Annotated in this window: 8 protein-coding genes; all 8 read left to right on the top strand. The window is 72.6% G+C overall.

From position 1 onward, the window contains the following. The first annotated feature begins 6 nt into the window (after nucleotides 1-6). From BS329_RS35310 to BS329_RS35275, 8 genes are read left to right on the top strand one after another with little or no spacing between them, the layout of a single operon-like run. Nucleotides 7-744, top strand: coding sequence for an aspartyl/asparaginyl beta-hydroxylase domain-containing protein (locus tag BS329_RS35310; RefSeq protein WP_076167097.1), 738 nt, complete (start codon nucleotides 7-9; stop codon nucleotides 742-744). A gap of 41 nt (nucleotides 745-785) precedes the next feature. Further along, the gene (locus BS329_RS35305) at nucleotides 786-5,099 is read left to right on the top strand and encodes a type I polyketide synthase (RefSeq protein ID WP_076167095.1); all 4,314 of its coding nucleotides are present in this window, start codon (nucleotides 786-788) and stop codon (nucleotides 5,097-5,099) included. Beyond that, a complete protein-coding gene (locus BS329_RS35300; protein ID WP_076167094.1) occupies nucleotides 5,096-13,168 on the top strand; it encodes a non-ribosomal peptide synthetase in 8,073 nt (2,690 codons plus the stop codon). Before BS329_RS35305 ends, BS329_RS35300 begins: the two co-directional genes overlap by 4 nt. Continuing rightward, nucleotides 13,165-18,066, top strand: coding sequence for a type I polyketide synthase (locus BS329_RS35295; RefSeq protein WP_076167092.1), 4,902 nt, complete (start codon nucleotides 13,165-13,167; stop codon nucleotides 18,064-18,066). Before BS329_RS35300 ends, BS329_RS35295 begins: the two co-directional genes overlap by 4 nt. Beyond that, complete coding sequence (locus BS329_RS35290; protein ID WP_076167090.1) at nucleotides 18,063-21,071, top strand: non-ribosomal peptide synthetase; 3,009 nt, start codon at nucleotides 18,063-18,065, stop codon at nucleotides 21,069-21,071. The genes BS329_RS35295 and BS329_RS35290 overlap by 4 nt, the downstream gene beginning before the upstream one ends. After that, on the top strand, nucleotides 21,068-21,976 hold the full coding sequence (locus tag BS329_RS35285; RefSeq protein WP_076167089.1) for an ABC transporter ATP-binding protein: 909 nt from the start codon (nucleotides 21,068-21,070) through the stop codon (nucleotides 21,974-21,976). The genes BS329_RS35290 and BS329_RS35285 overlap by 4 nt, the downstream gene beginning before the upstream one ends. Continuing rightward, nucleotides 21,973-22,731, top strand: a complete 759-nt coding sequence (locus BS329_RS35280) for an ABC transporter permease (RefSeq protein WP_084750571.1) — start codon at nucleotides 21,973-21,975, stop codon at nucleotides 22,729-22,731. The genes BS329_RS35285 and BS329_RS35280 overlap by 4 nt, the downstream gene beginning before the upstream one ends. Before the next feature lie 27 nt (nucleotides 22,732-22,758). Beyond that, entirely contained in the window at nucleotides 22,759-25,878 is a 3,120-nt protein-coding gene (locus BS329_RS35275) for a non-ribosomal peptide synthetase (protein ID WP_158075858.1), read from the top strand. Nucleotides 25,879-25,887 lie beyond the last annotated feature (9 nt).

The following is a 25,887-nucleotide window of genomic DNA, read 5'->3' as shown; positions in this document are numbered from 1 at the left end:
ACCGCAATGGACATCAACTCCGTGCTGGAAGAGCTCGTGGAGCGGTTCGGCCCGGACGGGCTGGAACGCGTCGAGGAGTGCCTGCGCATCCTCACCGGCGAGAGTGTGCCGCGGTACCTGCACGACGAGCAGGAGCCGACCCGGCTGTTCTTCCCCGGCATCAGCGCGCTGCCGTGGCACGACACGGCGGATCTCGCCTGGGTGCGTGACGTCGAGTCGGCGTTTCCCGAGGTCCGCGCGGAGTTCCTCGCGCTGCGCCAGGAGGATGTGCCGTTCGCGCCGTACGAGGACGCCTACACCAAGGAGCTCGGCTGGCAGGGCTGGGACACGTTCACCCTGTACAAGAACGGCGAGCGCCGCGAGGAGGCCGTGCGCCGGTGCCCGGTCACCTCGGACGTGCTCGCCGCCACGCCGCACGGCCCGCGTGACGGCATGTTCACGATTCTCAACCCCGGCGTGCACATCACCCCGCACACCGGCGGCATCAACCTGTTGCTCACCTGCCACCTCGCGTTGGTGGTGCCGCCCGGCTGCTCGATCAAGGTCGCGGACGACGAGCGCACCTGGACCGAGGGCGAGTGCCTGCTCTTCGACGACAGCTTCCTGCACGAGGCCTGGAACAAGGGCACCGAGCAGCGCGCGGTGCTGCTCTGGGACGTGTGGCACCCCGAGCTGACGCCGCCGGAGGTGCGGGCTCTGGAGTTCCTGCTACCCCGCTTCCAAAGCTTCCTGATGGCTGCCTGAGCCGGCCGAATCCACTAACCGAGGCAAAGGCGAAGCGAGAGATGAACGACGTCGACGACACCCAGCGGATCGCTGTCATCGGAATGGCCGGACGGTTCCCCGGCGCGGGCTCGGTGGACGAACTGTGGCCGCTGCTGATGGACGGCCGCGAGGCGATCACCCGGTTCACCGAGCCGGACCTGCGCGCCGCCGGTGTGCCGGAGTCCCTGTGGCGCAACCACAAGTACGTTCCCGCCAAGGGTGTGCTCGACGACGTCGCCGGCTTCGACTCGGTGTTGTTCGGCTTCACCGGGCTGGAGGCGGACGTGCTGGACCCCCAGCACCGGCTGCTGCTGGAGTGCGCGTGGACGGCGTTCGAGGACGCGGGCCGCGACCCCGAACGGGTCGACGGCCCCGTCGCGGTATACGCGGGCGCGATGCTCAGCACTTACCTGATCCAGCACCTCCTCGGCCGCCCGGATCTGCAGGAAAAGCTCGGCATTCCCTTGCTGTATCAGGCGAACCAGACCGATCAGCTGGCGGCGCGGGTGGCCTACAAGCTCAACCTGCGCGGAGCCGCCGTCACCGTGCAGACCGCGTGCTCGACCTCACTGGTGGCGGTGCATCTCGCGGTGCAGAGTTTGCTCAGCCACGAGAGCGACCTCGCGCTCGCGGGCGGTGTCTCGGTAACCGTGCCGCACCGTGCCGGCTACCTGCACGCCGAGGGCGGCATCGAGTCGCGCGACGGGCACTGCCGTCCGTTCGCCGCGGACGCCGATGGGACCGTCTTCGGCAACGGCGCGGGTGTCGTCGTGCTCAAGCGGCTGGCCGACGCGATCGAGGACGGCGACCGCGTGCACGCGGTGATCCTGGGCTCCGCCGTCAACAACGACGGCGCGCACAAGGCCGGGTTCACCGCGCCCAGCGTGAGCGGGCAGACCGCGGTGATCCGCGAGGCGCTGGACATGGCGGGCGTGCACCCCGGCACCATCGGCTACGTCGAGGCGCACGGCACCGGCACGCCCATCGGCGACCCCATCGAGGCGGCCGCGTTGTCCGCCGCCTACGCCGGGCATCCGGGCAAGTGCGCGCTCGGCTCGCTCAAGGCCACGATCGGCCACCTCGACACGGCGGCGGGCATCGCCGGGCTGATCAAGACGATCCTGGTGCTGCGCAACGGCAAGGTTCCCGCCGGGCCGCATCGCGGCGCACCCAACCCCGAGCTCGACCTCGGGCCGTTCTTCCTGCCGGACGAGACCACCGGCTGGGCGGTCGCCGGCGGTCCGCGCCGCGCCGCGGTCAGCTCGTTCGGCGTCGGCGGCACCAACGCGCACGTCGTGCTGGAACAGGCGCCGGAACAACACAGGATGCCAGCCCCGCCGGGACCGCACGTACTCACCCTGTCCGCACGCACCCCGACGGCGCTGACGACGCTGGCCGAGCGGCTCGCCGCCGACCTGCGAGCGCATCCCGAGCGCGAACTGGCCACTGTGGCCGCGACGCTGCAGCACGGCAGGCGCGAGCTGGAGCACCGGCTCACCGTCGTGGCTGGTGACACCGCGCGGGCCGTCGAGGCGTTGCGGGGCGAACTCAAGCCGGTACACGCCGACGCCACCGGCGCGGTGTTCTTGGTGCCCGGCCAGGGTCTCGACCTCGCGGGTGTCGCAGGCGAGCTGTACGACGCCGAGCCCGTGTTCCGTGCCGCCGTCGACGAGTGCGCCGTCCTGCTCGGGCTCGACCTCGCCACGTTGCTGCGCGACGGATCCACCGAGGAGCTCACCCGTACCGAGGTCACCCAGCCCGTCGTGTTCACGATCGGCTACGCGATGGCGCAGCTGTGGCTGGACCGCGGCGTGCGCCCGGCCGCGGTGCTCGGTCACAGTCTCGGCGAGTACACCGCGGCCTGCGTGGCCGGTGTTTTCACCCTGCCGGACGCGCTGCGGCTGGTGTCCGCCCGTGGCGCGTTGATGGCCGGACTGCCGCCGGGCGCGATGGCCGCGCTGCCGGTCGACGGCGAACGCGCCGCCGAACTCGCGCGGGAACACGACCTCGACCTCGCCGCGGTCAACGGGCCGCGGTCCAGTGTGCTGTCCGGTACCGCCGAAGCCGTGCGGTCCGCGCTGGAAGCGTTGGCCGCGCAAGGCGTCCGTGGTGTCCGGTTGCCCGGCGCGCGGGCGTTCCACAGCCGCGCTGTCGAGTCGATCACGGCCCGGTTCGCCGACGTGGTGGTGAGCGTGACGTTGTCCGCGCCGAGCATCCCGTTGATGAGCGGCGTGACCGGCGCACGGCTGAGCGCGGAGCAGGCGACGGATCCGGCGCACTGGGTGCGGCAGCTACGCGAACCCGTGCGGTTCCACGCCGCCGTGCGCGCGGTGGCGGATCTCGTCGAACGCCCGGTGTTCGTGGAGACCGGTCCGGGCGGTGTGCTCACTGATCTCGTGCGTGCCGCGCGACTGCCGCACGCCGCGCTCGTTCCCGCCCCACTGTCCAAAAAGGAAAACGGTGTCGCGGGCGCACTCGCGGGCATGTGGGCGCGAGGTCTGCCGGTGCGCTGGCCTCAGGGCGGACGCCGGGCGACCCTGCCCGGCTACCCGTTCGAGCGCCGCGAGCACTGGGTCACCCCGGCTGCTCCCGCCGACTCCGCCGTGCTTGCCGAGCCTCCAGCCGTGCTGAGCGGGCCGCGATGGCGGGTCCAGCCGATACGCGAGCAGGATCCACTGCAGGCGAAGCGATCCACCTGGCTGGTGTTCGTCGACGACGACGGGCCGGGACAGCGGCTGGCCGACCTGCTGACCGCCCGCGGCCAGATCGTCACCTGCCTACGGCCCGGCGCGGAGTTCAAGCGCGTCAAACGCGGCCAGTACGAGCTGAACCCGGTGCGCGGCGAGGACTACGCGGCGCTGCTGCGTGAACTGCGGGCACTCGTGCGCACGCCCACCGCGGTGCTGCACTGCTGGGCGCCCGCCGACGCCGACCGGGGCTTCTTCAGCCTGGTCCGGTTGGCGCGGGCGCTCACCGCGGAGAGCGTCGTCCACGACGTGCGTCTCGGCGTCGTCACCACCGCAGGCCACGCTGTCGCCGACGGTGACCAGGTGGACCCGGACGCGGCACTGCTCGGCGGCGTCTGCTCGGTGCTGCCTGCGGAGTACCCGAACCTGACCTGCACGCAGATCGACCTCGCCGGGGACTGGGTGCCCGCCGACGTGGTGCGGGCCGCCCTGGTGCCGACGGCACCGCTTGTCGCGCTGCGCGGTGGACGGGAATGGCTGCGGAGCTTCGAGGAACTGCCCGCACCCGCGACGGCGGACGTGCTGCGGGACGGCGGCGGCTACGTGATCACCGGTGGCCTCGGCGGCATCGGCCTCGCGCTCGCCGACCATCTCGCCCGCACCCGTTCGGCCCGGTTGGTGCTGCTGACCCGGCGCGAGGTACCGGACTGGCGTGACCCCTCGACCGAGGCCACGGAGGTCGTGCGCGCGTTGCGAAAGCTGGCCGAGGTGAGCCCGGCGCTGCATGTGGTGCGGGCCGACGTCACCGACGCGTCCGCGCTGAAGGCCGCGCTGGCGGTCGCGCGCACCGAACTCGGCCGGATCGACGGCGTCGTGCACGCCGCGGGAGTGCCCGGTGGTGGCGCCGCCGAACTGCGGCCGGACGAGCTCATGCGGTCGGTCCTCGCGCCGAAGGTCGACGGCACGCGCCACCTGCTCGCCGCACTACGCGACGACGAGGCCGACTTCCTCGTGCTGTGCTCGTCGCTGTCGTCGATCGTGCCGACCTACGGCCAGATCGATTACACCGCAGCCAACGCCTATCTCGACGGCGTCGCCGCGGCCGAGGCCGTGCGCGGCAAGCGGCGCACGTGGTCGCTCGACTGGGACATGTGGTCGGAAGTCGGTATGGCCGCCGGCGCGGTCGTTCCGGAGAGCTTGCGCGCCCTGCACGGCACGTTGGTGGCCGGAGGACTCACCACGGACCAGGGGGTGCGCGCCTTCGAGGCGAGCCTCGGTACGCCGCCAGGACAGGTGGTCGTGGCGCGCGCGGCCGGGGTGCGGGCGCTGACCGCGCGGACCCCGTCGGCGCCCGCCACCACGAGGCACGCGCGTCCCGAACTGCGGACCGCGTACACCGCGCCGGAAACGGAGCTGGAGCAGCGCCTCACCGAACTGTGGCAGGAGCTGCTCGGCATCGACCGGGTCGGCCTGCACGACGGTTTCGTCGAGCTGGGCGGACATTCGCTGCTCGCCGCGCAGGTGGTGGCGCGGCTGCGGGCGAGCTACGACGTGGAGATCCCGGTGCTGGTGTTCTTCGAGGGCGGCAGTGTCGCCGACGTGGCCGAGCGGATCGAGGACATGATCCTCGCCCAGGTGCAGCAGTGAGCGGGCCGAGGCGGGACCGCCTTTCCCGGCTGACACCGGCGCAACGCGAGCAGTACGAACGACGACTGCGTGGCCGTGAAACCGCGGGTGCGCCCACGATCCGTCGCGACGGCGACGTGCCGCCGCCGCTGTCGTTCGGACAGGAGCGGCTGTGGTTCGTCGACCAGCTGCGGCCGGGATCGGCCGCGGCCAACGAGTACGCCGGGCTGTGGCTGCGCGGAGAGCTCGACGTGCCCGCGCTGGAGGCCGCGCTGCGCGGGGTGATCGACCGGCACGAGGCGCTGCGTACCACGGTGTCCGTTGTGGACGGCGTACCCGTCCAGCGCATCGCCGCGCGGTCCGCGTTCGAGCTGCGGGTGCTCGACGAACCCGCGGCGCCGGACGAACGACTGCGGGAGCTGGCCGGGCGGGAGGCGTCGCTGCCGTTCGACCTCGAGCGTGGCCCGCTGTTCCGCGCGCTGCTGGTGCGCGGTGGCGCCACCCGCGCGTTGCTCGTCGTCACCAACCACCACCTCGTCGGGGACGGGTGGTCGCGCCGGGTGCTCATCGGTGAGCTGGCCGCCGGATACGACGGCACGCCGATCGCGGCGCCTCCGGTGCAGTACGCGGACTGGGCGGCGTGGCAACGGCGTACGGTGACCGAGGAGGCCATCGCGCCCGCGCTGGCGTACTGGCGGGACCGGCTCGACGGCGCACCGCCGGTCCTGGAACTGGCCGCCGACCGGCCGAGGCCCGCCCAGCCGGGTGAGCGCGGCGGGCGGGTGCACTTCCGGCTCGGCGCGGAGCTCGCCGAACAGGTGACCGCACTGGCACGGGCTCATCGCGCGACCTCGTTCATGGTGCTGCTCGCCGCGTGGCAGGCCGTGCTGATGCGGCACTCCGGGCAGCAGGACGTCGTGGTCGGCTCGCCCGTCGCCGGTCGGAATCTGCCTGAGGTCGAGGGCGTGGTCGGCATGTTCGTCAACAGCCTCGTGCTGCGCACCGACCTGTCCGGCGACCCGGACTTCGCGGAGTTGATGGCCCGCACCAGGGAAACCGTGCTGGGCGCGCTCGGGCACGACACCGTTCCGTTCGAACGGCTGGTGCGTGAGCTGCGGCCGGAACGCGGCGCGGACCACCACCCGTTGTTCCAGGTGCAGTTCGGCTACCGGCCGGACGACTCGGCCGCGATCGAGCTGCCCGGCGTGTCCGTGGAGCAGGCGGAACTGGACAACGGCACGGCGCGCTTCGATCTCGATCTCGACCTGACCGGAGACAGCGCGGGAGTGCGCGGTGTCTGCGGCTTCAGCCGCGACCTGTTCGACGAGCCGACCGTGCGGCGGCTGTGCGACGTCTTCGCGGTCGTGCTCGGCCGTGTCGTCGCGGAACCGGACGCCTCCTTGTCGTGGCACCTGCGCCCGACGGACGCCGAGCAGGCGCGACTCGACGAGTGGAACGACACCGCGGTGCCCGTCACCCCGGCGGACGGTGCGGTGGAGGCTCTGCGCGGGCAGTGCGCGGCCACCCCGGACGCCGTGGCGGTGGACGGGATCACCTACGCCGAGCTCGGCAGGCGGGTCGAGCGGCTCGCGGCCGGGCTGCGGGGGGCGGGCGCCGGACCGGGCACGCGCATCGGGCTGTGTCTCGGCCGTGGCGCCGACCTGGTGGTGGCGATGTTCGCCGTGCTGCGCTCCGGAGCGGCCTACGTGCCACTCGACCCGGAATACCCGGCGAGCAGGCTCGCTTACATCGCGACCGACGCGGGCCTCGAATTCGTGGTGGTGGACCGGTTCTCCCGCGACCGGGCACCGGAGGACGTACCGCTGTTCGACCTGGACGACGTGCCTTCGGCCGAGCCACTCCCGTCGAGTCCGGCCGACCCGGACGCCCCCGCGTACGTGATCTACACCTCCGGCTCGACCGGAGCGCCCAAGGGCGTCGTCGTCACCCACGCGAACCTGGCGAACTTCCTGGTCGCCATGGACCGGGAGATCGGCACGCCGGAGGCGGCCGACTGGCTGGCGGTGACCAGCCCGTCGTTCGACATCTCGGTGCTCGAACTGCTGTGGACGCTCAGCCGGGGGCACCGGGTCACCCTCGACGCCGGCCGCGAGGGCCCCGAGTTCAGCCTCTTCTACTTCTCCGGCACGCAGTCCACGCCCGGCTCGCAGCAGTATCGGCTGCTGCTGGACGGCGCGAAGTTCGCCGACGAGCACGGGTTCAGCGCGGTGTGGCTGCCCGAACGGCACTTCCACGCGTTCGGCGGGTCGTTCCCCGCGCCGTCGGTGCTGGGCGCCGCGGTGGCGTCGGTGACCGAGCGGCTGGAGATCAGGGCGGGCAGCGTGGTGCTGCCGCTCAACCACCCGGTGCGGGTCGCCGAGGAGTGGTCCGTGGTGGACAACCTGTCGGACGGGCGGGTCGGTGTCTCGTTTGCTTCCGGCTGGCAGACGGACGACTTCGTGCTGGACAAGGACTCCTACGAGCGCCGCCACGAAGTGCTGCTCACCAGGATCGAACAGGTGCGCGCGCTGTGGCGCGGCGAGCCACAGAAGTTCGAAGGACCGCGCGGGCGGCAGGTCGAGGTCGCCATGCTGCCCCGGCCAGTGCGGTCCGAGCTGCCGGTGTGGCTCACGTCCTCGGGCAATATCGAGACCTGCCGCACGGCGGGCCGGATCGGCGCGCGGCTGCTCACGCACCTGCTCGGGCAGAGCGTCGAGGAGCTGGCCACGAAGATCGTCGCCTACCGCGAGGCGTGGCGTGCCGAGGGACACGCGGGCGAGCCGCACGTGACGCTGATGCTGCACACGTTCGTCGGCGAGGACGCCGAGCGGACGCGGGCGACGGCGTGGCAACCGTTCCGCGACTACCTGCGCTCGTCGCTCGGCCTGATCGAGAACCTCGGCCGCGCGCTGGGCATGGACGTCCGCTCGGCCGACTTCACCGACGACGACCTGGAGGCGTTGCTGGACCACGCCTGCGCCAGGTATCTCGACGACGGCGCGCTGATCGGCGGGATCGATCAGTGCCGCGCGCTGGTCGACAGGCTCGGCGCGGTCGGCGTCGACGAGATCGCGTGCCTGATCGACTTCGGGGTCGAGACCGACGAGGTGCTCGCGCACCTGCCCGTGCTCGACCGGCTGCGCCGTTCCGGCGGCTCCGGGCCGCGGCCGTTGACCAGGACGATCCGCGAGAACGGGATCACGCACTTGCAGTGCACGCCCTCGCGGGCACGGGCGTTGCTCGACGAGCCCGACGCGGATGCGCTGGCCGGGCTGCGGCAGTGGTTGCTCGGCGGCGAGGCGCTCGACCTCGATCTGGTACGGCGGATCGCGGCGCGCACCGACGCCGTGGTGCGCAACATGTACGGCCCCACCGAGACCACCGTCTGGTCGTCCTGCGACGTCGTGGACGCTCGTGCGCCGCGGGTCAGCATCGGACGGCCGATCGCCAACACCCGGCTGCACGTGCTCGACCCGCACGGCCGTTCCGTGCCGGTGGGCGTCCCCGGCGAGCTGCACATCGCCGGTGACGGCGTGGCCGCCGGCTACCTGAACCGGCCGGAGCTCGACGCCGAGCGCTTCCCGGCGGATCCCTTCGCGCCAGGCCGGATGTACCGCACCGGCGACATCGTCCGCAGGTCGCCCGACGGCAGGCTCGACTATCTGGGCCGCGCCGATCACCAGGTCAAGCTGCGCGGATTCCGGGTGGAGCCGGGCGAGGTCGAGGCGGCGCTGGCCGCGCTGCCGGGGATCCGGCGGGCCGCGGTCGCCGCACACGGTCTCGGCACGCAGGCCGCCGCGCTCACCGCGTACGTCGTCGGTGAGCCGGTGGGCGACGTCCGGGCGGCGCTGGCGGCCGTGCTGCCCGCGCATCTCGTCCCGTCACGGGTCGTCCGGCTGGACGCGCTTCCCTCGACCCCCAACGGGAAGCTCGATCGAAACGCGCTGCCCGCGGCAGGCGGCGCGCGCCCCGAACTGGACAACGCCTACGTCGCACCGGCGGCGGGCACGGAGACCGTGCTCGCCGCCATCTGGTCCGAACTGCTCGGTGTGGACCGGGTCGGCACGCACGACGACTTCTTCGCGCTGGGCGGGCATTCCCTGCTCGCGACCCAGCTCGTCGCCCGTGTCCGGCGTGAGCTCGGCGCGGACCTGGCACTGCGCACGTTGTTCGACTCCCCGACGATTTCGGCGCTCGCGCGCGAGCTGACCGTGGACGGGCCCGCCGTCCCGGCCCGGCCGGGACCCGTCGCGGACAGCGCCGGCCGCCACGTGCCGTTCCCGCTGACCGATGTGCAGCGGGCGTACTGGATCGGGCGCTCCGGTGGCGACGTGTCGTGCCACCAGTACCTGGAGATCGAGCTGCCCGGCATGGACGTCGACCGGCTGGAATCGGCGTGGCACGGGCTCGTCCGGCGGCACGACATGCTGCGCGCGATCGTCACGCCGGACGGCGAGCAGGTCGTGCTTCCCGCTGTGCCGGACTACCGGATCGAGCGCGCTGAGCTGTCCGGACCCGACGGTGCGGAGCGGCTGGCCGAGGTGCGGGAACGGATGTCGCACCAGGTGCTGCCGTCGGACCGGTGGCCGTTGTTCGAGTTGCGGGCGAGTCTCCTCGCCGAGGGCCGCACCCGGCTGCACCTGTCGGTGGACACCCTCATCGCCGACGGCGAGAGCCTGCGGGTGCTCCTGCGCGAGCTGGTGGCGGTCTACCGCGGCGACCTGGACCCGGTGCCGCTCGGCCTCACCTTCCGCGACTACCTGCTGGCCCAGCGGGTGGACGACGAGTCGCGTGACCGCGCGCTGGCGTACTGGCGCGACCGGCTGGACACCTTGCCCGCCGCCCCGGAGCTGCCGGTGCGCCGTGAGGTCGCCGGGCCGACCCGGTTCGTGCGCCGGGCGGCGGAGCTCGACGCGGCGACGTGGACGACGCTCAAGGCCCGCGCGGCGCGGCTGCGGGTGACCCCGTCGGCGTTGCTGCTCACCGCGTACGCACAGGTGCTCGGCACCTGGTCGGTGCGCGACCGGTTCACCCTGAACCTGACGCTGTTCAACCGGCACGGCGACCACCGGGACCTGCCGTCGCTCGTCGGCGACTTCACGATGCTGAGCCTGTTCGAGGTCGACGGGGCGACCACCGGTGACTTCGGCACCCGTGCCCAGCGCGCGCAGCGGCGATTGTGGGATGACCTCGACCACCGCGCGGTGACCGGTGTCCAGGTGTCGCGTGAGCTGGCGCGGCACCGGGGCGGTATGGCCGAAGCGACGCTGCCGGTGGTGTTCACGAGCGAGCTGGGCATCGGCGACGCCGGGGAGACCGGGCTGCTCACCGAACTGGGCGGCACGGTCGTGCACACGATCACGCAGACCCCGCAGGTGTGGCTCGACCACCAGGTCGGCGAGATCGCCGGAGCGCTGGCGCTGACCTGGGACGCGGTGGACGCGTTGTTCCCGCCCGGCGTGCTGGACGACATGTTCGCGGCCTACCTCGCCCTGCTCGGCGGGCTCGCCACGGAGGAAGCGGCGTGGACGGACGAACGCCGCTCGCTGTTGCCCGCCGCGCAGCCCGCCTGTTACGCGGAGCTGAACGCGACCGCGGGGCCGATCCCGGAAGGCCTGCTACACCAGCCGTTTCTGGCTCAGGCGGCGCTGCGGCCCGACCGGCAGGCGGTGATCACGCCGACCGGTGGTCTCACCTACGCCGAGCTCGACCGCGTGTCGGCGGCCGTCGCGCACCAGGTGCTGGCCACCGGCGCGGAGGTGGTCGGCGTGCTGCTCGAGCGCGGCTGGCGGCAGGTCGCCGCGGTGCTCGGCGTGCTGCGGGCGGGCGCGGCGTACCTGCCGCTCGACATCGGGCTGCCGCCCGCGCGGATCGAGCTGATCGTGCGGCGGGCGGGCGCGACCGCGGTGATCGTGTCCGAGCGGGACGTCGCCGTCGGCAATGTTTCGCGGATCACCTGCCCGGCAACGGTTCCCGACGCGGTGGACCCGGTGCCGGAGAGCTCGGCCGAGCCGGGCGACCTCGCCTACATCATCTACACCTCGGGGTCCACCGGCGAGCCCAAGGGTGTGCTGATCGACCACCGGGGCGCGCTCAACACCGTGGTGGACATCAACGAACGGTTCGGCATCCGTCCCGACGACCGGATCTTCGGCAGCTCCGCGCTCAGCTTCGACCTGTCGGTCTACGACGTGTTCGGCACGCTGGCGGCGGGCGCGACGCTGGTGCTGCCGGGACCGGGGCAGCAGCGTGACCCGGCCGCCTGGGCAGCCGCGGTGCGCGAGCACCGGGTCACCGTGTGGAACTCGGTGCCCGCGCTGATGGAACTGCTGCTCGCCCACGGTTCGCGGGTCGAGTCGTTGCGGCTGGTCCTGCTCAGCGGCGACTGGATCCCGGTCGGCCTGCCCGGCCAGATCCGGGCGCACGCGGGTGAGGTGGAAATCGTCGGCCTCGGCGGAGCCACCGAGGCGTCGATCTGGTCGGTGCTGCACCCGATCGGGGAGGTCGACTCGTCGTGGACGTCCATCCCGTACGGCCGCCCGATGCGCAACCAGAGCATGCACGTCCTCGACGAGTCGTTGCGCGCCAAGCCGTTCTGGGTGCCCGGCGATCTGTACATCGGGGGTATCGGCGTGGCGCTGGGCTACCGCGACGCGCCCGAGCTGACCGCCGCCGCGTTCGTCACGCATCCCGTCACCGGTGAGCGGCTCTACCGCACCGGTGACCTCGCCCGGCATCGGCCGGACGGCACACTGGAGTTCCTTGGCCGCGAGGACTCCCAGGTGAAGGTGCGCGGAATGCGCATCGAGCTGGGGGAGATCGAGTCGGTCCTCGCGGGTGATCCGCGGGTCGCCGAGGCGGCCGTGATCGTGCAGGGCGAGGGCGACACCGCGCGGCTGGCCGGGTACGTGGTCGCGGCCGAGGTCGCGCGGGTGACCCCCACGCGGTCCGACCTGAGCGGACTGGAAGCGCGGCTGCGCCGTCCCGGCGTGCGACGTGATCTGACGGCGTCGCCGTCGACGCCACTCGTCGGCGGTACGGCTCACGCGGCCGGGGACAGCGCCACCGCGTTCGGCGGCGGCGCGGTCGACGTGCGCGAGCTCGGTGAACTGCTGGCCGCGCTGGCCGAACACGAGGGCACGGGCGCGCCCAAGTACGGCTACCCGTCCGCCGGTGGGCTGTACCCGGTACAGGCGTACGTCGTGGTGCGGCCGGACGGTGTGCGCGGCCTCCGTGCGGGGGCTTACTACCACGATCCCGTGTCGCACCGGCTGATCGACCTCGCCCCGGACGGCTGGCCCGACCGGACCTCGTTGGCGGAGAACAACCACACGCTGTACGACGGCGCCGGTTTCGCCGTCTTCCTGGTGTCGCGGCCGTCGGCGATCGCCCCGGTGTACGCCGGGCACGCCGAACGTTTCTGCCTGCTCGAAGCGGGTGCGATGGCGCAAGTGCTGCGCACACGGGCGAAGGCGGCCGGAGTCGCCCTCTGTCCGGTCGGCGACGTCGGGTACGCGCCGCTGCGAACGGCGCTGAGACTGGAGGAGGACCAGGTGCTGCTGCACAGCCTGCTCGGCGGGACGCCGGTGGGCGTGCGGACGCTGGAGGAGGAGCTGAGGGCCGCGCTGGCCGAGCGGTTGCCCGATTACATGGTGCCGCAGCGTATCCACGTGCTTGAAGCGCTTCGCTTGACTGCCAACGGGAAGGTGGATCGCCAGGCGCTGGCGGACCCGGCGCGTGCGGCGGCGCCCGAGCCGGTCGTCGTCACCGCACCGGTCGCGGGCACGACGACGGACCGGCTCGTCCGGATGTGGCGTGACGTGCTCGGGATCGAGGAGGTCGGGCCGTCCGAAAACTTCTTCGACCTCGGCGCGAACTCCGTGCACCTCGTGCGGGTGCAGCGGCGGATCACCGAGGCGTTCGGGCGTGAACTGAGCCTGGTCGAGCTGTTCGAACTGCCGACGATCCAGGCCTTGGCCTCGGCACTCGACCACGCGCCCGCGCCGGTGGAGACGGCGGACGTGGCCGCACGGGCGGACCTCAGGCGCGGCCACCGGGCCAGGCGCAGGGACGCGCGAGGAACCGCATGAGCGACGAAGACGAAGCGGTCGCGATCATCGGCCTCGCCTGCCGGTTCCCCGGCGCGGCGAACGCCGGCGAGTTCTGGCGCAACCTGCTGTCCGGAAAGGAGACCATCAGCCGGTTCGGCCGCGACGAACTGCTCGCCAGCGGGGTGCCCGCGGCCCGCGTCGCCGATCCGGCGTTCGTCGCGGCGGGCGGTGTGGTCGACGACATCGACGAGTTCGACGCCGCGTACTTCGGCGTGCCACCCCGCGAGGCGGAGCTGATGGATCCCCAGCACCGGCTGTTTCTGCAGTGCGTGGTGACGGCGCTGGAGGACGCGGGCACGCGACCGGGCGGCGACATCGGGGTGTACGCCGCGGCGGGGTTCAACTCCTACCTGACCCATCGGCTGCTGCCCGCCGCCGACCGGCTCGGCGACGTGGCCGACGTGCAGTGGCTCGCCGGTGGCGAGAAGGACTACCTGGCCACCAGGGCGTCCTACAAGCTCGGCCTCACCGGCCCGAGCATGAGCGTGCAGACGGCGTGCTCGTCGGCGCTCGTCGCCGTGCACCTCGCGGTCGAGAGCCTGCTTTCGGGCGAGTGCTCGGCGGCGGTGGCGGGCGCGGTGTCGATCGGCGTGCTCACCGGCGAGGGCTACCTCCACCACGAAGGCGGGATCCTGTCCGCCGACGGCCACTGCCGTCCATTCGACGAGTCGGCGACGGGCACCGTGTTCGGCGGTGGCGTCGGCGCGGTCGTGCTGAAGCGGCTCGCGGACGCCCGTGCCGACGGCGACGACATCAGGGCGGTGCTGCTCGGCTCGGCGATCAACAACGACGGCGGCCACAAGGTCGGCTACACCGCGCCCGGTCTTGAAGGCCAGGTGCGGGTCATCGGCGCCGCCCACGCCGTCGCCGGTGTCACCGCCGACGAGGTGTCCTATGTGGAGGGACACGGCACCGGCACGGTGCTCGGCGACCGGATCGAGCTGGCCGCGTTGCGCCGGGTGTTCGCCGACTGGTCAGGCGGTGAGTGCGGGCTCGGCTCGGTCAAGTCGAACGTCGGGCACCTCGACACCGCCGCCGGGATGGCGGGCCTGATCAAGACGGTGCTGTGCCTGCGGCACCGGACCCTGGCGCCGACCGTGGGCAGCACACGGCACGACGGCCCGTTCCGCGTGTCCCCCGACGCGCGGCCGTGGGAACCGAGGCAGGGCAGGAGACTCGCCGGGGTCAGCTCGTTCGGCATCGGCGGCACCAACGCCCACCTCGTGCTGGCCGAGGCGCCAGGACGCGGGCCGCTCCCGGCCGTGGGATGGCAGGTGCTGCCGTTGTCCGCGCGCACCACGACGGCGCTGAACACCCTCACCCGTTCCTTCGCCGCCACGGACCTGGACACCGCCGACATCGCGGACGTGGCACATACGCTGCAGACCGGCCGGACCGCACACGCCGAGCGCCGATTCGTCGTCGCCCGGTCGATGCCGGAGGCCCGTGCCGCGCTGAGTGAGCCGGGTATCGCGCGCAACGCTTCGGCACCGACGGGCCCGGTGTTCCTTTTCCCCGGTCAGGGCACGGCGATCGGTGGGACGGTCGCGCGGATGTACCGCTCGGAACCGGTGTTCCGCGCCGAGTTGGACGCGTGCCTGGAGGTGTTCGGCCCCGAGGTGCGGGAGTTGACGCTGCACGGTGGACCAGGCGGCACCGAGGTCGTGCAGCCTGCCCTGTTCGCCGTGGAACTCGCGCTGGCCAGGTGGTGGACCGGGCTGGGAGTGCGGCCCGCCGCGCTGGTCGGCCACAGCGTCGGCGAGTACGCCGCCGCTTGCCTCGCCGGCGTCTTCTCGCTGCCGGACGCCGCCCGGCTGGTCACCGCGCGCGGCAGGCTGATGGCGGCGATGCCGCCGGGAGCGATGCTTTCGGTGCCGTTGCGCGAGGATGAGGTCGCCGGGCTGCTGTCCCACGACGTCGAAATCGCCTCGGTGAACGCGCCCGACCGCGTCGTGCTCGCGGGCCCGAGGGAGGCCATCGAGGCGGTCCGGGCCCGCTTGGACGTGCCCACGCGGTTGCTCGACACCGCGCACGCCTTCCACACCCGGCAGGTGGAAGCCGTGCTGTCCGGCTTCACGGAACTGATCGCCGCGACGCCTTGCCGCGCCCCGGTGATCCCGATCGCGTCCACGCTCACCGGCGACTGGCTCACCACGCCGACACCCGCCTACTGGCTGGCGCAGGCCCGGCGCACCGTGCGGTTCGCCGACGCCGTCCGGACCGCGGCGAGCGCGCACCCCGGTCAGCTACTGGAGGCCGGGCCCGGCCGGGCGCTGTCGGTCTTCGCGCGTCGCACGATCGAGGGAGCGCGGTCGTTCCTGCCCGGTCTCGGGCCGGACGATCGGCCGCCGACGTGGCTCACCGGGCTCGGTGAGCTGTGGGCGGCCGGGCACGAGGTCGATTGGGCACGGGTCGGGGAGGAGCGGGAACGCCGCAAGGTCGCGTTGCCGACGTATCCGTTCGCGCGGGACCGGCACTGGATCGACTCGCGGGAGCGGCGCGGGTCCGGCTCGCCGGAGCTGCTGCACCAGCGCTCGTGGCGGCGCACGGCCCGCCCGCGCGGACGGCTCGCGCCCGGCATCGCGTTCGTGAGCGGGGTCGGCGAAGACCTCGTGCGGTCGCTGCGTGAGGAAGGCTACGACGTGCGCCAGGGCGCGATCGGTGATCTGGACGCCGCGCCGGATCTGGTGGTGCACGGCGCGCTCACGCGGGCCGCGGAGCTCGGTGTGGCGTCGGCGGAAACCCTGGCGGCGCAAGCGGAACAGGCCGTGGCCGAGCCCGCGTTCCTCGGCAGGGAGCTCGCGTCGGCGTTTCCCGGCGCGCCGATCACGATGGTCGTCCTCACCGCGGGGGCGCTCGGTGAGTCACCGGTTCGCCCGCAGACGGCGGCCGCGCTCGGGCCAGTGCGGGTGCTGCCCGCCGAGTACATGTCGCTGCGGTGCCGGTTGGTGGACGCGCTCGGCGTCGCGCCGGAACCGTTGTGCGCCGAGGTGCTGGCCGACCCGGCCGAGCCGGTCGTCGTGGTGCGGGCCAACGGGCGGTGGGTGCCGGAGACGAGTCGGCTGCCCGCGGGCGAGGCGCAGGACATGCCCGCGGTGCGTGACGGCGGCACCTATCTGATCACCGGTGGGCTCGGCGCCATCGGGCTCGCCGCGGCATCCGCGTTCGCGGCGCGGTGCCGTTGCACGCTGGTGCTCGTCTCGCGGAACGCCGTTGCGGGACCCGAGGTGGAAGCGTTGCGACGCAAGGGGGCCACCGTGCGGGTCGAGGCCGTCGACGTCACGGACAGGCGGGCGCTGGCGGCGCTCGTGGCGTCGGTGGGGCGGATCGACGGCATGGTGCAAGCGGCCGGTGTCGCCGGTGGCGGGCTGGTGCACGGCACGACCGGGGCGGAGGTCGGGCGGGTGCTGGCGCCGAAGGTGCTGGGGGCGTTGTTGTTGCACGAGTTGACCAAGGATTCGCCGCCCGACTTCGTGCTCTACTGCTCGTCGGTGCTGGCGCTGACCGGACGGCCCGGCCAGGTCGCCTACACCGGGGCGAACGCGGTTCTGGACAGCCTGGCGCACGTCGTGCCGGGTGCGGTCGCGATCGCGTGGGACCGGTGGGCCGAGGCCGGGATGGCGGTGCGCGGCGAGGTGCTGCCCGCGCCGGACGGCGAGCCGGAGCCGTCGGCGCATCCACTGTTCTCCTCGCGCAGGCGGGGGACGGACGCGGTGGCGCATCGCGTGGCGTGGACCGCGGACACCCGTTGGTTCCTCGACGAGCATCAGGTGGCGGGCACGCCGGTGGTGCCGGGCATGGCGATGCTGGAGCTGGTGATCGCCGCACGCGCGGAACCGGTGGTCGAACTGCGGGACGTGGTCTTCAAGGCTCCGGCGACGGACACCCCGGAGCTCGACGTAGTGCTGCGGCAGGACGCGTGGGAGATCAGGGCGGCCGGTCAGGTGTGCGTGACCGGCCGGGCCATCGCGTCCACGGCGTCCACGGTGTCCGGATCGGACCCCGCGCGCGTCGACCTCGCCGGGGTGCGAGGCCGGTGCGCACCGGCGGTGGCGGGCCCGGTGGAGCAGAGCGGGCCGGTGAAGTGGGGCCCGCGCTGGGACTGTGTCACCGACGCCTGGGCGGGTGACGGGGAAACGCTGGTACGGCTGGAACTCGCCGAGCGGTACCAAGACGACCTCACCGTCCATCCGCTGCACCCGGCGCTGCTGGACGTGGCGACCTCGACGCTGGCCGCGGGCCACGTGCCGGTCGCCTGCGCCAGGCTGGTCGTGCGGCACGCGCTGCCCGCCGAGGTGCACTCGTGGTCAAGGCTGCGGCACGGGGACGGCGACACGCTGGTAGTGGACGTGACGGTCGCCGATGCCGACGGCATGGTCCTGGCGGAGCTGGAAGGTTTCACCCTGCGCAGGCCGGGCGTTCGCACGGGGATCGCCACGGTGGAGGGCGTCGCCGCGTTGTGGCGGGTACTCGAACATCGGCACCTGCCGCACCTGGTCGTCTCGCCGGGGAATAAGGCGGCAGAGAACACCGGCACGGTGGTGCGGCCGGACGGCGACGTGGAAGACGTCCTCGCCCAGATGTGGCAACGAATGCTGGGCGTCGAGGTCGGCCGGAACCAGACGATCTTCGAGCTCGGCGGCGACTCGCTGCTGATCGTCGAGATCGCGGCGCAGGCGCGGCAGCTGGGACTCGCCGTGTCGCCCGGCGACGTGTTCGCGCATCCGACGGTCGCCGAGCTGGCGGCGGTGTTGCGCGAGACGGAGGAGGCGCCCCCTGAGGTGCCCCGAAAAGAATTCTCGGTCGCCGAGCTCGACGCGAGGGAGATGGACGTGCTGGTCGGCATGTTCACGGCACAGGGGGAGCGGGAACAGTGAATCCGATCGCGGACGCCTATCCGTTGACGCCGACACAGGAGGGAATGCTGTTCCACAGCAGGACGTCCGAGGGCCTCTACGTGGAGCTGGTCACCTTCCGCGTCGGTGAGGATCTCGACCTCGGCGCGTTCGAAGCGGCGTGGGCCGGCGCGGTCGCGAGGCACGCCGTGCTGAGGACCGGGTTCGCCTGGGAACGCCTCAGCTCGCCGCACCAGGTGGTGCTGCACGAGGCCACGTTGCCGATCGAGCACGCCGACCTCACCGGGGCGTCCGAAGCAGGCCGGGAAGCGGAGCTGGCCGAACTGGTCGCCGACCTGCGCGGACGCCCGTTCGACCTGAAGAAGCCGCCGTTGATGCGGCTGCTCGTCGTCCGGGTGCCCGGCGAGCACGTGATCGTGTGGTGCTACCACCACCTGCTGATCGACGGCTGGTCGTCGGCGTTGCTGCTCGGGGAGATCGCCCGTGCGATGGCGGGCGACCAGCCGACCGGTCCCGTGCCCTCGTTCCGTGACCACGTGGCGTGGCTGCGCGGGCGGGATCCCGAGCGCGCACGCGCGTTCTGGTGCGAGTACCTGGCGGGCGCCGAACCGACGCAGCTCGGCTTCGCGGGCACGAAGCCCGGCGCCACGGCGTCCGGCCGGTATCGCGACGTCGCGTTGCACGTGGCCGAGGACCGGGTCCGGCGGCTGCGGGAAACCGCGACCGCGCGGCGCACCACCCTTGGCTGCCTGGTGGACGCGGCGTGGGGCGTCACGCTGGCTCGTTTCAGCGGGCGCGACGATGTCGTTTTCGGTGTGACGACCGCGGGCAGGCCACACGAGGTCCCCGGCGCGACGGCGATGGTCGGCATGTTCATCACGACCGTGCCGCTGCGCCTGTCGCTCGGCGGTGACGACTGGCTCACCGAGTTCTCGGCGGGGCGCCTGCGAGTGCTCGACCACCAGCACACCCCGTTGCCTGACGTGCGCCGCTGGACGGGGCTGCCGTCGTTGTTCGACACGGTCGTCGTGTTCGAGAACTACCCCGACGACGCGGTCGGCGGCCTACGTGTGCGCGACATGCGTTACGAGACCCGCACCAACTACCCGCTCACGCTGGTCGTGCGGGCCGGGGCGGCGCTGAGGGTACTGGCCGTCGTCGACGACACGCTGTTCGCTGTGGGGGAAGCCGAGGCGATGCTGGCGTTCTTCGACGTCGTGCTGGACCGGCTCGTCTCCGGCGCCGCCGACATCGTCGCGCCCCCCGCGCGGGAACGCTTTCTGTTGCTGCGCGGGCACAACGAGACCACCGATCCCGGCACGGTCCGTACGCTGACGCCCGCACTGACGGCAAGGCATCTCACGACGCGCCCCGGCCACCCCGCCGTCGAGTGCGGTGAGACCGTGCTGACCTACCGGCAGCTCGACGAAAGGGTGCGGGAACTCGCGGGGGTGCTGGTGGCCGCCGGGGTGTCCGAAAACGACCGGGTGGGCCTGTGCCTCGCGCGATCGGCCGATCTCGTCGCCGCGCTGCTCGCGGTGCACCGGGTCGGCGCGGCGTTCGTGCCGATCGACCCCGGCCACCCGGTGGCGCGGATCGCTTCCGTGCTCGCCGACGCCGAGCCCGTTGTCGTGCTCACCGACGAGGAGAGCGCGCCCAGGCTGCCGCGGGGCACCCGTCAGGTCCGCACGACCGACGACGCCATTCCGTTCCCCGGTCAGTCCACAGTGGATGCCGGAGGGCTGGCCTACCTGATGTACACCTCGGGTTCGACCGGCACGCCGAAGGGTGTCGCGATCAGCCACGGCGCACTCGCGAACCTGGTGTGGACACTGGCCGCGCATCCGGGACTCACCCCGGACGACCGGCTCCTCGCGCTGACCACGCTCACCTTCGACACCTCGCTGGCCGAGCTGCTCGTGCCGCTCGCGGTCGGCGCGACCGTGCTCGTCGGCACCGGTGTGCTCGGCCTCGACGGCCGCGAACTCGACCGCTACGCGGCCGAGCGCCGGGTCACCGCGTTCCAGGCGACGCCGTCGCGGTACCGGGTGCTGCTCGGCAGCGGGTGGCGAGGGGTGGGCAGGCCGAAGCTGTGGAGCTGTGGCGAGGCGTTCCCGCCGGACCTCGCCGCGCCGCTTGCCGAGCGCGGCGAGTCGGTGTGGAACCTCTACGGCCCCACCGAGACCACCGTGTACTCGAGCGTCGAGCGGATCCACGCGGACACCACGCGGGTGACCGTCGGCCTGCCCGTCGCGAACACCGCCCTGCACGTGCTCGACCGGCGCGGCGAACCCGTGCCTGCCGGTGTCGTCGGCGAGCTGCACATCGCCGGTCTCGGCGTCGCCGACGGGTACTGGCGCCGCCCCGAGCTGACCGCCGAACGGTTCGTCACCGACCCGTTCGGCATCGCGGCCGGCGGGCGGATGTACCGCACCGGCGACCTCGCCCGCCCGCTCGCGGACGGCAGGGTCGAGGTGCTCGGCCGGATCGACCGGCAGCTCAAGCTGCACGGCCACCGCATCGAGCCCGCCGAGATCGAGAAGGTCCTGCTCGCCCACCCGGCCGTGCGCGACGCCGCGGTCACGGTGCGGGACGACCGGCTCGTCGGGTATGTGGTCGCCGACGGCGCGGACACCGACGAGCTGCGTGCCCACCTGCTCGCTTTCGTGCCGTCGTACATGGTTCCGGACACGATCGTCGCGCTGCCCGAGCTGCCGTTGTCGTCGGCGGGCAAGACCGACATCCGGGCGCTGCCCGACCCGGCACCGTCGGTGCCACCGGCGCCCGACGAGCTCGACGGGCTGGAAGCCGTGGTGGCGAAGCTCTTCCGGGACGTGCTCGGGGTGACGCGGATCGGCCGGGCCGACGACTTCTTCGCGCTCGGCGGCGACTCGTTGCGGGCGATGCGGTTGATCGCACGGGTGCAGGCGGAGTTCGACGTCGACTTCGACGTCGAACTGCTGCTGGACCACCCGGACGTCGAAGGCGTCGCGCGGCTCGTGGCCGACCGGACGGAGAACCCGTGACGCCCGCGGTGCGGTTGCGTGCGGTCGTGAAGACCTACGGGGAGCGCGCCGTGGTGCGCGGTCTCGACCTGGAGGTCCGGGCGGGGACCTGCCTGGGGTTGCTCGGACCCAACGGCGCGGGCAAATCGACGTTGCTGCGGATGCTGACCGGGCAGACCACCGCGGACAGCGGCGAGATCGAGGTGCTCGGCCATCCGGTGCCCGAGCGGGCCCGGCAGGTGAAGGCGAGACTCGGTGTGGTGCCGCAGCACGACGACCTGGACGGCGAGCTGAGCGCGCGGCAGAACCTCGAGTTCTTCGCCAGACTCGGTGGTGTGCCGAGGAAACGGCTCACCGGCGTGGTCGACCACGCGCTGGCGCTGACCCGGTTGCGCGACCGGGCGGGCGACCGGGTCGAGAAGCTTTCCGGAGGCATGCGGCGCAGGCTGCAACTCGCGCGGGCGGTGCTCGGCGACCCGGAGCTGCTGTTGCTCGACGAGCCGACCGTCGGCCTCGATCCCCAGGTGCGCCAGGAGTTGTGGGAGCTGGTCGACGACCTGCGCTCTCGCGGCACATCGGTCGTCATGACCACCCACTACATCGAGGAGGCCGCGCGCCTCGCCGACGACGTCGTGGTGTTGCGGCGCGGGGAGATCGTCGCCACCGGCACCCCCGCCGAGCTGCTCGTCGAACACGCCGGCGCACAGGCCGTCGAGTACCTCGGTGACGCGCGGCGCCGCGCCGAGGTGGTGGAGATCGCCGGGCGGGCGGGGCTGCCGCACCGGCAGACCGGGATGGCCGTGTCCGTGCTGCGCGCCGAGGAGGTCCCGCCCGGTGTCGCGGACGAGCTGGGGCCCGCGGACGTGCGGCGGCCCACCAGCCTGGAGGACGTGTTCGTGGTGCTGACCGGGGAGTCGCTGACGTGAGCTGGCCGGTGTTGTGCGCCGTGTGGCGCCGTGAAGGCATCATGTTCCGCCGGTACTGGCTCGCGACCACCTTCGGCGCGCTCGTCGAGCCGCTGATCTACCTGGCGGGGTTCGGGCTCGGGTTCGGGCTGCTGGTCGACCGCGTCGACGGACATCCCTACCTGGACTTCATCGGCACCGGGACGGTCGTCACGTCGGTGCTGTTCGCGTCGGCGTTCGCCGGCATGTTCGAGACGTTCTACCGCCGCACCCAGCAGCGGATCTATGAGGTGATGCTCACCCAGCCGGTGCGGGTGTCCGCCGTCGTCGGCGCCGAGGCGAGCTGGACCGCGGTCAAGTCCGCCGGGTTCGGTTGCGCGCCACTGGTGGTGAGCCTGTTCTTCGGGCTCGCGCCGCGCTGGGAGATGCTGCTGGTGCCCGTGGTGGGACTGGTGGCGGGACTGGGATTCGCGTTGTTCGGCATGTGGATCTCCGTCCTGGTGTCCGCTGTGGACGGTCTGCGGCTGGTCACCTCCGGCCTGCTCACGCCGCTCGTCATGGTCGGGGGCGTGTTCTTCCCGCTGACCGGCATGCCGTCCTGGCTGACCGTGATCGCCCAGTTCAACCCCATCCAGCACTGTGTCCAGCTGGTGCGGCACGCGTCGTTCGGCGTGCTCGGTGCCGCGGATGTGGGGCACGCGCTGGTGTTGCTCGCTTTCGCCGCGCTCCTGTGGCCGCTCTCGGTGCGCGGCCTGGCCAGGCGGCTGGCCGACTGAATGTTCGTCCGACGAGAGGTCGATCCCATGCCAGTGCCCGCCGTCCACACCGTCGCCGCGAGGCTCGGCTGCGAGCCGGACCGCGTCGAGGCCGTGTACCCGTTGTCGCCGCTGCAACAGGGCCTGCTGTTCGAGTCGTTGTCGCACGAAGACAACGGTCTCTACCTCGTCGAGGTCCCGGTCCGCTGCGTCGGCCCGCTCGACGTCGACCGGTTGCGGGCGGCGTGGGAGCGGACCGTCGCGCGGCACGAGGCGTTGCGCAGCGCCGTCGTCTGGGACGGCCTCGACCAGCCGGTCCGCGCCGTGCTGCGCGGGATCGACTCCGGCGCCGAGGTGCTGGAGTGCGCGGAGTCCGCGGTGGACACGCTGTTGGGCAAGGGATTCGACCTGGACACCGCCCCGCTGGCCACGCTCACCGTGCTGCGGCACGGCCCCACCGCGCACCACGTGGTGTGGCGCAGCCACCACATCGTGCTCGACGGCTGGAGCATGGCGCGGATCTGGGACGAGCTCTGGCGCGGGTACGCGGGCGAGTCCGCAGACCTGCCGGAGCCACCCCCGTATGCGCGCTACGCCGATTGGCTGGCGACGCAGGACGCCGACGACCGGGCGGCGGCGTACTGGCGGGAGACGCTGCGCGACCTGCCCGACGTCCGGTCGCTGGGCGTCGCATGCGGGCCGGGTGAGGGCGTGCCGGGCTACGCGGAGGAGGTGCTGCGGCTCCCTGCGGAGCTCACCGCGCGGGTGGCGGAGTTCGCCGCGGCCGCCAGGGTCACCGCGAGCACGGTCTACGCGGCCGCGTGGGGGTTGCTGGTCACGCAGCTCCTGGACAGCGACGACGTCGTGTTCGGCATGACCAGCGCGGGCCGCGGCGCACCGGTCGACGACATCGAGTCCATGGTCGGGCTCTTCATCAACACGTTGCCGCTGCGGGTGACGGTCGACGCCGCCCAGCCGGTGGGCCAGTGGCTCGCCACGGTGCAGCGCTCGGTGTTCCGGTTGCTGCGCTTCGAGCACACGCCGCTGGTGACGCTGCAGGCGCAGGCGGGTCTCGCGGCCGGCCAGTCGCTCTTCGACACCATCTTCGTGTTCGAGAACTTCCCCATGGCAGGCAAGCAGATCGGCGACGGCGAGCTCGTCGCGGGCGACGCGGTCGTGCGGGAGAACTCGCACTATCCGCTCAACGTCACGGTGATGCCGGGCGAACGCGCCACGGTGAAAATCGGCTGGCGCCGCGAGCAGGTGCCCGACTCCGCCGCCCGGCGGCTGCCGTCCCGCTACGCCGACGTGCTGGCGGAACTCGTCGTGGACACCGAACGCCCGGTGGGGCAGCTGGAACTAATGGGGGAGCGGGAACGCGCGGAGGTCCTCGCGTTCGCCCACGGCACGAGCACGCCTCTGCCGGACACGTCGATCCAGGCGCGGTTCGCCGCACGGGTCGCCGCCCGGCCGGACGCGCCCGCGTTGGTCACCGAGTCGCGCACGTGGACCTTCGGCGAGCTGGACGCCGCCGTCGCCGCACTGGCCGTGGCGCTCGGCACGAAGCCGGGTGACCGGGTGGCGGTGCTGCTCGACCGGTCGCCGGAGCTGGTGGTGGCGTTGCTCGCGGTGCTGCGCACCGGTGCGGCGTTCGTCCCGATCGATCCCGGATACCCCGCCGAACGGATCGCGTACATGCTGCGGGACAGCGGAACCGTCGCGGTGGTGACCGATGCCGCCGCGCTGGGCCGGTTGCCGGAAAGCCATCCCCGGCTGGTCCGCGCGGACACGATCGAGCCCACCGAGCCTGCCGAGGTCGCGGTGACCACTGTGGACAGTGACGCCGTCGCGTACGTGATCTACACGTCAGGGTCGACCGGCAGGCCCAAGGGCGTGCTCGGAACGCATCGCGGTGTGCTGAACCGCGTGGCGTGGATGGAACGCGCGCACCCGTGGGGTGAGGGCGAACGGTCCGCGCAAAAGACGTCGGTCAGCTTCGTCGACGCGGTGTGGGAGATCTTCGGGCCGTTGCTGGCGGGCGTGCCGCTGGTCCAGGTGCCGGTGGGGCTGGAGACCGACCCGTTCCGGCTGGCCTCCTTCCTGGACGAGCACGAGGTCACCCGCGTGGTGCTGGTACCGACGTTGCTGCGTGCGCTGCTCGACGGCACGTTCGACGACGAGACGCTGTTGCCCCACTTGAGGTGGTGCGTGTCCAGCGGCGAGCCGCTGGATCCCGCGACGGCGATCGAGGCCGTGCGCCGCCTGCCGCACGCCCGGCTGCTCAACCTCTACGGCTCGACCGAGGTCTCGGCCGACGTCACGTGCCACGTCGTCCGGGACGGCCGGGTGAGCACGGGCAAGCCGATCGACAACACCACCATCCTGGTGCTGGACCGGCATTTCCGGCCGGTGCCCGCCGGGATGACCGGCGAGGTGCACGTCGGCGGCGCGGGTCTGGCGTCGGGGTACGCGGGCCTGCCCGAGGAGACCGCGGCACGGTTCGTGTCCGGCCCGGACGGCGTCCGGCGGTACCGCACCGGTGACCTCGGCCGCTGGTCGGACGACGGCGACCTGCACCTCACCGGACGGGTGGACCACCAGGTGAAGGTGCGCGGCAGGCGCATCGACCTCGGCGAGATCGAAAGCGCGCTGCGCGACCGCGCGGAGGTCACCGACGCCGTCGTCGTGCTGCGGGCCGCGGCGTCGGGGGACCAGGCGCTGGTCGCGTTCGTCGAAACCGGTGCGGAGGGAGCGGATCCCGCGCGGCTGAGTGAGCACCTGTCCCGGATTCTGCCCACCTACGCGGTGCCCGCGCCCATCATCGTGGTTCCGGAGGGTCTGCCGCGTACCCCGAACGGCAAGGTCGACCGGGTGGCGCTGCGCGACGTCGAGGTGGTGACGGCGGTGGAGCACGTCGAGCCGCGCACCGGGACCGAGCAGACGATCACCGTCATCTGGGAGGAACTGCTGAACGTCGACGGCATCGGCGTCCACGACGACTTCTTCGAACTGGGCGGGCACTCACTCACCGCGACCATGATCGTGTCCCGGATCCGGGTGCGGCTCGGTGTGCGCCTGGAGCCGAAGGACATGTTCGACGTCGCCACGGTCGCGCAGCTGGCGGCCGTGGTCGACCGGCGGGCGGCAGGCTCGCCGGAGGACCGGTGAGCCTGCCGC

Origin of the sequence: Amycolatopsis coloradensis (genome assembly GCF_001953865.1) — a bacterium.
Taxonomy (GTDB): Bacteria; Actinomycetota; Actinomycetes; order Mycobacteriales; family Pseudonocardiaceae; genus Amycolatopsis; species Amycolatopsis coloradensis.
The sequence above is the reverse complement of the archived record's forward strand: the minus strand, read 5'-3'. Positions and strand labels throughout refer to the sequence as shown.

Bases quoted from the DNA above. Each gene is read 5' to 3' on its own strand.
- BS329_RS35310 (WP_076167097.1), top strand. From the start codon at position 7: ATGGACATCAACTCCGTGCTGGAAGAGCTCGTGGAGCGGTTCGGCCCG.
- BS329_RS35305 (WP_076167095.1), top strand. From the start codon at position 786: ATGAACGACGTCGACGACACCCAGCGGATCGCTGTCATCGGAATGGCC.
- BS329_RS35295 (WP_076167092.1), top strand. From the start codon at position 13,165: ATGAGCGACGAAGACGAAGCGGTCGCGATCATCGGCCTCGCCTGCCGG.
- BS329_RS35275 (WP_158075858.1), top strand. From the start codon at position 22,759: ATGCCAGTGCCCGCCGTCCACACCGTCGCCGCGAGGCTCGGCTGCGAG.